This window comes from Nitrospinota bacterium, from assembly GCA_016235255.1.
GTDB lineage: Bacteria > Nitrospinota_A > UBA7883 > UBA7883 > JACRLM01 > JACRLM01.
Map to the genome: position 1 here is coordinate 1 of JACRLM010000051.1, position 11750 is coordinate 11750.

The window sequence follows — 11750 nt, forward strand, 5'->3', positions numbered from 1 at the left end:
AAGCGGGTACACTCCGGGATCGGTTACTTGCCGCCGGAGGAGTTTGAAGCTATATTGCAGGATGAAGACAGGAAACAGGAACTCGGACAGGTCACACTAAAACTGGCGGATTAACTGTCCAGTTGACGGGGTGCAGTCCACAGGGCTGGGCCTGCCCTTGTGCAGTGAGATAATGGAAATCCATGGCGGATCGATCAGGGTGGAGTCCGTCCATGGCCAGGGGAGCGTGTTTTACCTGGATTTCCCGCTGTGCAGGATCGTTTCGGGGCCAGGTTGTCATAATACGGTTGGTTGATTCTGGCGGCTGTGGCGCGCAGGTCTGTCCGGCTCCCTTGCGCCAGGCCGTCCCATATTCAGCCCTCCCAACCGGTTGTCTTGAAATTAACCGCATAGTATATTCCCGGTAACAATTCAAACCGCATACCGGAATCCTAGGCCGAATGAAAGCGTTGCTTGGTGTGATCCATGCCCCCAAAGGCTTGCTGTATCTTTTGCGCGGGGTGAAAATCATATTTTCCGGATGGGACGTGGCCAAGTTCGCCATCGCCCCTGTCGCGCTCAACACGCTTGTGTTCGCGGCGTTCCTGATGTCGTTCAATTACTTCGCATACCACATATCCACCGCGATTTTTGACCAGTCGTCGAAGGAATGGTATTGGGCGGCGCTTTCGATGATAACCGGCGGGGCGCTGTTCTTTGTATCGGTCATCGTGGTGATCTTCGGATTCGCGGCGGCGGGGCTGATCATCGCCGCTCCGTTCAACGACATGCTGTCGGCGGCGGTGGAGCGCAAGCTCACCGGGCGTGTGCGGGAGCTTAAGATGCCGCTGTGGAATTATTACCTCCATGTGATGAAAAACGAATCGAAGAAAATGGCGGTCATCATATCATTGCAACTTATGCTGGCGTTGGTGAATCTGGTCCCGGGATTCGGCCAGCTCACCTTTGCCGTGTTAAGCCCACTGTTCATAACGTTTGTGATGGCGTTTGAGTTCACCGGATACACGCTGGACCGGCGGGCGTTCACGTTCCGGGACAAACGCATGTACCTTTTCTCGCGATTCGGGCTGGCGCTTGGGTTCGGCCTGGCGGCAGGCCTTACGATGGTGATTCCAATTGCAGGCTTTTTCCTGATGCCCGCCGCCACCGCAGGCGGGACGCTGCTTGTGATCGAAAACCCGCCGGAAGGGGATCGGTGACAATACCCTGCGTTCCCTCTCCCCTCTTGATATAATCAGATTTTATGCAACGGAGCGGCGCCGGCAATGGAGTTTGAAGGCAGGGAGAAGGTCAAGTTCTACTTTTCCTTTAGCGACCCGTACAGTTTTCTCATCACCCCGGCTGTTAAGGGGCTGACGTCAAACTATAAAGTGGAAGTGGAATACATCCCCATTTCAGGTTTCGACCGGGAGGGTGTATTCAGCGAAAACGAAACGGTCCGCCGGTATTACAAACGCGACGTTGAACGGTACTCCGCGAAGGCCGGGCGCAAGCTTTCATACGAAGCCAAATCGCAAAACTCCCTTCCCTCGTGCCGCGCCAGGTTTTTCGCCGACGAGACACTGATGGGAATCAAGTACATAAACCTGGTGTTCGGCCTGCGGTGGCTGATGGGGAAGGATATATCAACCCTTGACCATATCGCCGCAGGGGTAAAATTCATCGAACTGGATGAAGCGGGTTTGAAAGAAGCATTCACCACGGAAAAATACGCGGCGCAACAAAACAACTCCGAGGAAGACGCCGTGAAGGATGGTGTTATAGGGACTCCGTTCATAGTGTTCCGGGGCGAGGCTTTTTATGGCCCGGACAGGCTGGATGCGCTGGAGACCGTTTTGAAAAGCGATCCTTCTCTGATCGTGTACCACGACGCCGGTTACGCGGTGATCAAGCATGAGGAGTTTGCCGAAAAGATGAAAAACAAGGAGCCGCTCCTTGTGCTGGACGTGCGCATCCCGAAGGAATTCGCGGCGGGGCATATACCCGGCGCCAACTGCCTTCCCGCCAAGATCGTCCATCGCAACATAAACCGCCTCGACCGGGACTGGACGATTGTGCTGGTGGACGACGGCGGGGTGGACGCCAGCGAGACCGCGTTTCTTGTCGCCGGTGATGGCTTTAAAAAAATCAGCGTGCTTTCCGGCGGGATGAAGGATTGGAAGGGGGCCGTCGAGACTGGTCTTGCAAAGTGGCAGGACAAAATAAAGCCACTCAAATGAATTCAACAAAACGCGGCGGACACTTCATGTCGTTCACCGCAATCATCCTGCTTGCCTGCCTTGCCGCCCCCGCTTCCGGCCAGATGTACCGCTGGGTGGACGAAAAGGGGAACGTCAATTTCACCGACGACCAGTCCTCCATCCCCCCTTCGGCAAGGAAAAACAGCCAGACGCTTGATTACAACGTCCCCGGCGCCCCCTCAAAAAAAGATGATGAACCAACCGGGAACGGCGAGCAGTCCGGGAAAAAAACTTCGCCGCCGCAACTGGACATGGTGATGACCGCGCCGCTTATCCCCAGAGGGATGAGCTATACGGTGGAGACCGAGATCAACGGGGGCGAGAAAGTGAACATGCTCATAGACACCGGCGCAAGCTTCACCATAATCTCCGCGGAAACAGCGGCCAAAATCGGCCTGCCGCCGCTGGAGACAATGCCCAAAATGCCGGTGTCCACCGCCGGTGGCGCGTCGTGGATATACCTTGTGGAACTGGAAAAGGTGAAGGTGGGGGGGGCGGAGGCGCAATACGTGGAGGCGGGCATATCCACCAAGCTGGGAGACGGGATCGGCGGGCTTTTGGGGATGAGTTTTTTAGGCGAGTTCATCCACCAGATAGACGGCCCCGGGGGCAAGCTGATAATGAAACCTGCGCGGGGCGGGCAGATGTTCGGCGGGCATGACAAGGGGTGGTGGACCACAAAGTACACCCATTACGCTGAAAGCGTCCGCCGGTTCAGGTCTTTCGGCGACAAGTTGGCGGTGGGCGTCACAGCTGGCGAAGATCCGGAGATGAAAAAGGTGGCCGGATTCAAGCAGCAGGACATGAAAAAAATAGAGGACTATTACATGGGCCTGTTTTCAAACCTGGAGAGGCGCGCGTCCGCCGCCGGTGTGCCAAGGGACTGGCGGGTGTATCCATAGCGCACCGTCCGCCGCATCAAAACGAAACATGGGGCATCTGTTTTCTTTTGTTTTAAATATTCCATAACCGTATATAATATGGGGCAATACGCGGGAACCCTCGCGTAATTCATTAAGATGGGCCACTGAAGCCAATAGATGCAAAACCGTTCGCAATTGTCAAAAAGCGTCTGAACGCCTAAAGCGGAACCTGGCGCGGAAACGAGCTTTTGGAGGCAAATGGATAAGTGAATAGAAAAATCGCCATCGGCGCCGCTGTTTTCGCAATGTCCTTTGGCGTTGCTTTTGCTGACACTTACGACGAATTGAGCGGATTGATCAACGGCGCCCTCAAGGAGCGCTGCGTCAACCATGACAAGACGGCTGTGCGCGTGGTGGACATCGAGACCGGTCAGGTTGTCTATGACAGAAACGGCGGCACCCCGCTCACCCCCGCCTCCGTGATGAAGCTTGTGACCACCGCCGCCGCCCTGAATTATCTGGGCGTTGACTACCGGTTCAAGACCGACGTTCTTTATTCCGGCAAGCGCGAAGGGGGAGTTTTAAAGGGGGACATTATTGTCCACGGCGGGGGCGACCCGAAACTCACCCCGGAGAACATATGGCGCATCGCCGAAGAGATAAGGCGGCAGGGGATCACGGAAGTGAGCGGATCGCTTGTGGCGGACGACACGTTTTTCGACGGTTTTCACGCTCCCAAGGGTAGAGGCTCGAAAAAGACCCAGCGCCCTTATGACGCCCCGCACGGCGCACTGTCGGTCAACTTCAACACCATCGGGCTGCATGTTTACCCGGGGGAGCGCGATGGTGAGCCGATTGTGGCGGAGGTGGAACCCAAGTCCGACTATATCCGGATTGTCAACGAGGCTGTCACCCGGTCCAAGTCACGCCGTCCGATCGGCGCTTTCCGTGTCAACGGAAGCGACGACGTGGTGGTGAAGGTCACCGGCGCCATGCGCCCCGGCGACGCGGGGGGTGTGATATACATGGCCATCGAAGACCCGTTGCAGTTCGCCGCCGAGACTTTCGCCGCGTATTTCAAGCGGGCCGGGATAAAGATCGCGGGGGGGATAAAGAAAGAGGCCGCGCCGCAGAACGCAAGGATACTGTACACCCACCAGTCCGAGCCGTTGCCGGTGATCCTGCGCGAACTTAACAGGCATTCAAACAACTTCATCGCCGAGCAGACGCTAAAGACGATGGCGGCGGAGGCGGGCGGCTCCCCCGGTTCGGCGGAGCGGGGATTGGCGCTGGCCAACCAGATGCTCATGGACATGGGGGTGGACACGTCTGGACTGGTGTTCTCCGACGGCTCCGGGCTTTCCAAGGACAACAAGCTCACCGCAAAGGCGCTCACGGAGCTTTTGGCAGCCATGTCCAAGCGGTTTGACATAGGGCCGGACTTCATGGCCTCCCTCGGGATAATGGGGGTGGACGGCACCGTGAGAAAGCGGCTGAAGACATCCCCCGCCAAGGCGCAGGCCAGGGCGAAGACCGGCACGCTCAACGGCGCTTCCGCCCTTTCAGGATATGTGGCCGGGAAGGACAACAAGCTGTACGCCTTCGCTATACTGCAAAACAACGGGTGCTTCAATTATGGCTCCCATAACATCGAGGACAAGATAATCACCGCCATCTATCTCACGGCGGAGAAAAAACATTGAGCCGTCGCAGATGGGTCGTCTCCGAAGGAGACCCAGCCGCAGAGGCCGGGCTTTGCGCCGACACCGGGGTGGACCCTGTGATGGCGCGCCTTCTGGTGAACAGGGGCGCCAAAACATCTTCGCAGGCCCGCGTATTCCTTGACGCCCCGTTGACCGCGCTTCTGGACCCTTTCCTGATGAAGGGGATGACGGAGGCTGTGGAGCGGGTCATTAAAGCGCGGCAAGCCGGGGAGAAGGTCGTCGTTTTCGGCGATTATGACGTGGACGGCGTCACCGCCACGGCGTCTCTGCTTCTTTTCCTGCGGCAGGTCGGCCTTTCCGCAGGCCATTACATCCCCGAACGCGCCACGGAAGGTTATGGGATGAGCGAAGCGGCCATAGACGTTATCCGCGGCGATTTGGGCGCATCGCTTATCATAACCGTGGACAACGGGATCAACGCCAACGCCGCCGTGGACTACGCAACCGCCGCCGGGGTGGACGTGATAATAACCGACCATCACCAGCCCGGCGAAGCTGTTCCAAACGCCGCCGCAGTGCTCAATCCAAACCAGCCCGGCTGTGAGTACCCTTGCAAGTCACTGGCGGGAGTGGGGATCGCGTTCAAGCTTTGCATGGCTGTGCGCAGCGAACTTTTAAAACGCGGGGCGGAAAAGGAAAGCCTGCCAAACCTGAAAAAGGGGCTCGACCTTGTGGCGATAGGCTCCGTGGCGGATTGCGCGCCGCTCACCGGGGAGAACTGGCTTTTGGCCCGGCACGGCATCGCGGAACTGTCGTCCAGCGCAAAACCGGGGATACGGGCGCTAAAGGAAGTTGGTGGGCTTAACGGCGGCAGGATGACGGCAAGGGACATCGCCTTTAATATCGCCCCCCGGCTCAACGCCGTCGGCAGGTTGGGAAAGGCGGACTGCGGGGTGGAGCTTTTGCTTACCTGCGATTTGGGACGCGGCCGCTCGCTGGCCCGCTTCCTGGACGATGAGAACAAACGCCGCCAGGACATCCAGCGCAGGATGTTCGAAGAGGCCAGGGAACAGGCCGCAAGCTCGTTCCGGCCGGAAGTGGACAAGATTATTCTGGTCGGGTCGGACAAATGGAACCAGGGGGTGGCCGGCATCGTGGCCTCCAAGCTTGTGGAGGAATTCAACGTCCCGGCGGCGGTGGTCTGTTTTTGCGGGGACACCGGAAAAGGCTCCGCCAGAAGCGTCCAGCCATTCGATATAACGGCGGCGCTCTCCGCAATGTCGGCAAAGCTCGTGAAATTCGGCGGACACAAGATCGCGGCGGGCTTCACCGTGCGCCGGGAGATGTTCGAAAGTTTCCGCGAGGGGATGCTGGCCCTGGCCGCCGCCGGGATCAACGGTGACGACGCGGCGCGCAAGATTCTAATAGACTGCCAGATACCCTATGTTCAGATAGACAAGGCGCTGGTGAAAAAAATATCTTCCCTTGAACCTTTCGGCGAAGGCAATCCGCAACCGGTATTCCTCAGCAGGAACGTTGCGTTCACCTCGCTGTCATACATGGGGCCTGAGGGGCGCTCCGTCCGGCTCGGCATGGACAACGGAATGGAAGCTTTGGGATTTTCAATGGCCGGCAGGTTCTCCGGCGTGGACGCCGCCAGCACCCGGTTTGACATCGTGTACACCCCCGAGGTGTCCACATGGAGGGATGTGGAAAGGGTGCAGCTACGGCTTATTGACGTGGAGCCGGCCGCCCCTTGACCAGTTCCGCGGACATTCCGGTGATCTGACGTATCGCCCCGAAATCCAGACGCCTGTTCAAAAGCCGCTCAAGCGTGCAGAGCGCCGGGGCAATGTATGGCAGGTACACGTCCGTTTTTCTCACCGAAGCCTGGAAGCCATAGGTGCCCAGCGCCTTGTATATCCGCTGTATCCCGGAAAGGTCATAAAGCTCGTCAAACCTTTCTTTTTCCCACTCGGCGCCGGACGTGCCCGAAAGCTTATCGAAGTAATAATCGGCCAGCCGATCCGAAAGTTCCGGGGCAAGGTCCGCGTATGGGTCCAGCAAAAGCGAGGCAAGGTCATACGTCCTGCGCCCCATGCGCGCGTCCTGATAGTCTATCCACACCCGCCGATGGTCAATGGCGAGGATGTTGCGGCTGTGAAAATCGCGGTGGGCCAGCGTTTCCATCCGCTCCGCCAGTGCGTCCACAATCGTTCCCCACTCCTTTTTCGCGGCATCCGACAGATCTGGTGAAACGGCCAGCCCCAAATGCCCGGCGAGGAAATGGGTGTTTGCGAAATCAATCTCCCACATCAGTTTTTCAAAGTCGAACGCAAGCTTGAAGCATCCGTGGCTTTTGTCCGGCAAAATGGCGGCGTTCTTCTGAAAATCAACCAGGCTGTCTATCACATTCCTGTATTCACGCTCCACAGCTTGCGCGTCCAGCCGGGCCAGCCGGTTTTGAAGAAGCTCGTCGCCGCAGTCCTCAAGAAGCGCCAGATTGCCGTTTTGACTGAAAAACTCCGGTGTGTCCACGTTCATCGCGCGCAGAAGCCTGGTCATGGAGTAAAACCCGGTGACCTGCCCCTCGTCCGGCGCCATCATCACAACATATGTATCCCCGCCATCGAGCGCGATTCTAAAGTATTTGCGGGTGGAAGCGTCCCCCGCCAGCATTGTTATCGAGGCCACCGTTCCGCTTTGTTTCGCGGAAGCGATAAGCCTGGCTGCGTCTTCCTTCTTCAGCGTTCCTTCGCTCATTTAATAAGCCCCGCGATAATTTCCGCGCTCCGGCTGGCGGCTCCACGGTTTGCCTCCACTGCCTTTAACGCAGCCTCCCCAGCGGCCAGCCGGGCTGTATTGTCCGACAGCAGCGCCGAAAGCCTTTCCGCAATCTCGCTTTCCGATTGCGCAGTCCACGCCGCGTCCGCCGACAATAACGAACGCGCCGCGTCCTTGAAGTTTGTCATGTGCGGACCGAACAAGACGGGAACGCCGTGCGCCGCAGGTTCCAGCGGGTTTTGGCCGCCATGGGGGATAAGACTGCCTCCGGCGAACGCCACATCCGCCACGGCGTATAGTTTCGCCAGTTCGCCGAAGGTGTCTATCACCGGGACTATCAGTGGATCATGGCCGGGATTGGGCGCAAGCGATGTTTTGCGGACGGCGTGAAGGCCGCTGCCGTCAAGCGCCCGATCTATCCATCCGATATTTTCGATGCGCCGGGGAGCGATCACAAGCCTCAGTGCGCCCACGTTTTTTTTAACTTCAAGAAACGCCTTTATTGCATCCTCTTCTCCCTCGTGGACACTGCCAAGGAAAAACACCTTCTCTTCCGGGGAGATTCCAAGCGAACGGCGCAATTGCTCCCGTTGCGCCGCGTCAACCGGCTCGCATGGCTTGTCATACTTCAGGTTGCCGATTGTCTTCACCTTGGCCGCATCCGCCCCCATGGCCGTGATCCTGGCCGTATCCTCTTCGCCTTGCATCAGGCAAATGTCGATGATCCCCAGGACTTCCCGCATGAACCATTTGAGCCGTATGTATTTAGGATACGATTTGTCCGATATCCTCCCGTTGGCCAGAATCACGGCGGCTCCGGACCTTTTGCACTCCCGGATAACGTTGGGCCATATCTCCGTGTCCACCATCACGAACGCCGCAGGGTTGATCGCGCGGACGCTTCTGCGCGCGGCTCCGGGGAAGTCGTATGGGAAATGGACCACTGCGACTTGCGAGCCGAGCCTTTTTTGCGCCACTTCGCGGCCTGTGGCAGTGGTGACGGAAAGCGTGACTGGCAGGGCTGTTTTTTCTTTTAGCGCTTTAATGAGCGGTTCGGCCGCCATCACCTCCCCGACAGACACGGCGTGTAGCCAGATTGTCTTTGCGCCCCGCGCCGGAAGGCCGAATCCCAGTTTTTTCCAGAAACCCTCCTTGTATTTCGGCTTGGTGAGCGCGTACCAGGCTATCACAGGCGAAAACGCGGTTAACGCAATATACAAAAGAGCGTTATATACAAAATATCCCATCGTCACCTGCCCACCGGAAAATAACCGTCCGCCCGTTGCGTGATGCGCACGAGCGCCGCTTCAAGCTCCTTGCGCTTTGCCTCCAGTCCCGCCGAATCGCAATCGGCCGGAACGCTCACCGGCTCGCCGAAAATCACTACGGCTTTTGAGAACGGCTTTGGAATCATCATTCTGTCCCATGAGGGAAGCGTCCAGTATCGTGAAAATGAGACCGTCACCGGCAACGCGGGCCTTCCGCTCAATTTGGAGATCATCACCCCCCCCGGCTGGAGCTTATGCAACGGCCCTCGCGACCCGTCCCCGATAAGAGCCGGCCAATAGCCATTCTTGACGCACCTTGTCAAAGTCAGAAGCGCCCCGGCCGCGTTCTTGAACGATGAACCGCGCACCACGCCGTATCCGAACATCGCCAAGAGCCGCGCTATTATTTCTCCGTCCGCGCTGGGGCTCACCAATGTCTTGAAACGCCCGGTGGCGTTCAAATAATAATGCGCCAGGTAAAAAAGCCGTCCGTGCCAGAACACCAGCGCGGCGCCTTTCCCCTCACCCAAAAGCTTGCGCTCATGCTCCGTCCCCTCCTCGTAAAGCTTGAGGGTGATGGAAAAAACGCGGATGAGCAGGTACGCGATGGGCGGTATGACGTATGTGTTAATGAATTTTTTCATCGCAAGGCATTATTGCAGAAGGCGGCGGAGGGTTCAATACATCACCATGACTTATGGGCGGATTGCTATTGAGCCCGCCGGGCCGTCTGTCACTTCCCCGATGACGGCGGAAAATTCGTCCCCGTTGTTTTTCAACCGTTGGACAAGGCCGCCGGCTTTGTCACCGTCAATGGCGATCAAAAGCCCGCCGGATGTCTGAGCGTCGCACAGGGTCATAATCTGCTCTCGCGTAACGCTTTCATGGATCGAAAGACGCGGAGCGATCCATTCATTGTTTCTCGATCCGCCGCCGCCGGAGCCTTTTATCGCGAAAGGCTCCAGTCCATCGTATTTGGGGACTTTCGAGTAAAACAAGGCCAGGCCGGCGTTGGACGACTCCGCCATGTTTCCCGTGTGGCCCAGCAGGCCGAATCCGGAAACGTCCGTGCATGCGCTGGCGCCAAATTCCGCCATCGCCGCCGCCGCGTCCCTATTCAACCGCATCATCGCCGTTTCCGCTTCTTCGATAACGGCTGTGGAGAACGGCGCCTGGCCACCCGCTTCATAGTATCGCTTCATCGTTCCGGCGATAATGCCGACCCCGATTTTCTTTGTGAGAATCAACACGTCCCCAGGCCGAGCCTTGGCCTGTGTGATCATTTTCGCCGGGTCCACAAGGCCGGTGACCGCCAGGCCGTATTTAGGCTCGTTGTCGTTCAAGCTGTGCCCGCCCACTATCAGCGCGCCAGCTTCGCGGACAGCGTCCGCCCCGCCCCGCAGGATTTCACCGATGATCTCCGGTCCAATGGAACAAGGCGCCGCCAGTATGTTTAAAGCTGTCAGCGGCCTTGCGGCAAGGGCGTAAACATCGGAAAGTGAGTTGGCGGCGCCTATCCTGCCGAACCTGTATGGGTCGTCCACGATGGGGGTGAAAAAGTCAACCGTCTGCACCAGCGCCATGCCGTCGGAGAGTTTGAACACACCAGCGTCGTCCCCGGAGCCGGAGCCGTATATGAACTCCGGGGCGGAGAAAGGTTTCATCCCGCTAAGGGCGCGGCGCAGGTCCGACGGACCCAGCTTCGAGCCTCAACCGCCGGCTTTTGCCAGCGTCGTCATCCGTATTTTCTTTTGTTCCATGTTAATCATGATAAGCGTTCCGGCGAATGAAGGGAAGGCGGATGGATTATGAAGTCTTCCGGGAAAGCCCCCGCTTGCCCGCAAGTTTCCTCAATACCGCCAGGTTGATCCTGTCCTCCTCACCTTCCGGCCCCTTGGGGGTCTCCAGTATCATCGGCGTGCCGTAAAACCGTGGGTCGTTCACAAGAGTCCGGAAACCTTCAAGCCCGATGGAGCCATGCCCGATGTGCTCGTGGCGGTCCACACGCGAGCCGAAGGGAGTCTTCGAATCGTTTATGTGGAACATCCTCAGCCGTTCAAGCCCGATGGTATCGTCGAAAATCCGGAAGGTCTCTTCGCAGCCTTGTTCCGTGTTTATCAGGTATCCCGCCGAGAAGATGTGGCATGTGTCCACGCACACTCCCATGCGCCCGGGCCGGCTGACGTTTGCGATGATCCACCCCAGATGCTCGAATTTATAGCCCAGGTTGGTTCCCTGTCCGGCGGTGGTCTCCAGCGTGATGGTCACTTTGCTTTCCGGCGCGCGATCCATCGCCCATTCCAGCGAGTCCACCACGCGCTTTAGCCCCTCATCGTCCCCTTTGCCCATGTGCGATCCTGGGTGGAACACAAGGCACGGGATGGAAAGGGCGTCGGCGCGCGCGATTTCGTCCAGAAAAGCCTCGCGCGACTTCTTAATAATGTCCGGCTGGGGTGAAGCGAGGTTTATCAGGTAGCAATCGTGCGACGCAAAGACCTTTACGTTGCATGTCCCGGCATTTTCGGCAAAGCGCGCAATCTCGTCCGGTGAAAGAGGTTTGGCGCTCCACTGGTTGTTGTTCTTGGTGAAAATCTGGATTGTGTTGGCGCCAACGTCTTTGGCCCTCAGCGGCGCATTGCCGACGCCACCGGCGATGGACATGTGCGCGCCGAAGGGGCGGGGGGGAGCTGATTTTTTAATATTGCCCTTCACGCAAGATGGACAGGAACATCAGTATTCCGGCCGGATTGTATCAGACCGCATTCATACAGTCCATCAATCCTCCGTTTATGCGAATTGCCTCATATTAAAAGTAACCGAAGAATTAGGCGAAAATGATTCGATGCCTCATGTTTCATGTAACCGAAGGGAGCATGGAATATGGGCAAAAGCGCCAGAAAAGAATACCTTGCGAAAATCAAGGGCCGCTAC

Annotated in this window: 11 protein-coding genes; 6 read left to right on the top strand and 5 right to left on the bottom strand. The window is 57.7% G+C overall.

Annotated elements, in window-relative coordinates:
• Positions 1-109: 109 nt before the first annotated feature.
• The 6 genes from HZB29_06670 to recJ all read left to right on the top strand — a co-directional run bounded on the left by HZB29_06670 (position 110) and on the right by recJ (position 6527).
• A complete protein-coding gene (locus HZB29_06670; protein ID MBI5815279.1) occupies positions 110-295 on the top strand; it encodes a hypothetical protein in 186 nt (61 codons plus the stop codon).
• Positions 296-440: 145 nt separating this feature from the next.
• Positions 441-1199: an EI24 domain-containing protein gene (locus HZB29_06675; GenBank protein ID MBI5815280.1), complete on the top strand. Its 759-nt coding sequence runs from the start codon at positions 441-443 to the stop codon at positions 1197-1199.
• A gap of 66 nt (positions 1200-1265) precedes the next feature.
• Positions 1266-2219 (top strand): DsbA family protein, encoded by a 954-nt coding sequence (locus HZB29_06680; GenBank protein MBI5815281.1) that lies wholly within the window; start codon positions 1266-1268, stop codon positions 2217-2219.
• Between the two features lie 26 nt (positions 2220-2245).
• Positions 2246-3142 carry a TIGR02281 family clan AA aspartic protease gene (locus HZB29_06685; GenBank protein ID MBI5815282.1) on the top strand — a complete coding sequence of 299 codons (897 nt, stop codon included), beginning with the start codon at positions 2246-2248 and terminating at the stop codon, positions 3140-3142.
• 227 nt (positions 3143-3369) lie between these two features.
• Positions 3370-4806: a D-alanyl-D-alanine carboxypeptidase/D-alanyl-D-alanine-endopeptidase gene (dacB, locus tag HZB29_06690; protein ID MBI5815283.1), complete on the top strand. Its 1437-nt coding sequence runs from the start codon at positions 3370-3372 to the stop codon at positions 4804-4806.
• Positions 4803-6527 carry a single-stranded-DNA-specific exonuclease RecJ gene (recJ, locus tag HZB29_06695; protein MBI5815284.1) on the top strand — a complete coding sequence of 575 codons (1725 nt, stop codon included), beginning with the start codon at positions 4803-4805 and terminating at the stop codon, positions 6525-6527. Before dacB ends, recJ begins: the two co-directional genes overlap by 4 nt.
• Here the strand turns inward: recJ and HZB29_06700 are convergent.
• From HZB29_06700 to HZB29_06720, 5 genes are all read right to left on the bottom strand, one after another.
• The gene (locus HZB29_06700) at positions 6499-7530 is read right to left on the bottom strand and encodes a phosphotransferase (protein MBI5815285.1); all 1032 of its coding nucleotides are present in this window, start codon (positions 7528-7530) and stop codon (positions 6499-6501) included. The genes recJ and HZB29_06700 overlap by 29 nt on opposite strands.
• On the bottom strand, positions 7527-8798 hold the full coding sequence (locus tag HZB29_06705) for a 3-deoxy-D-manno-octulosonic acid transferase (protein MBI5815286.1): 1272 nt from the start codon (positions 8796-8798) through the stop codon (positions 7527-7529). Before HZB29_06705 ends, HZB29_06700 begins: the two co-directional genes overlap by 4 nt.
• 2 nt (positions 8799-8800) lie before the next feature.
• Positions 8801-9463, bottom strand: coding sequence for a lysophospholipid acyltransferase family protein (locus HZB29_06710; GenBank protein MBI5815287.1), 663 nt, complete (start codon positions 9461-9463; stop codon positions 8801-8803).
• Positions 9464-9514: 51 nt separating this feature from the next.
• On the bottom strand, positions 9515-10483 hold the full coding sequence (gene selD / locus HZB29_06715; GenBank protein MBI5815288.1) for a selenide, water dikinase SelD: 969 nt from the start codon (positions 10481-10483) through the stop codon (positions 9515-9517).
• A 142-nt stretch (positions 10484-10625) separates the two neighbouring features.
• Entirely contained in the window at positions 10626-11480 is an 855-nt protein-coding gene (locus HZB29_06720) for a deoxyribonuclease IV (GenBank protein ID MBI5815289.1), read from the bottom strand.
• Between the last annotated feature and the right edge of the window lie 270 nt (positions 11481-11750).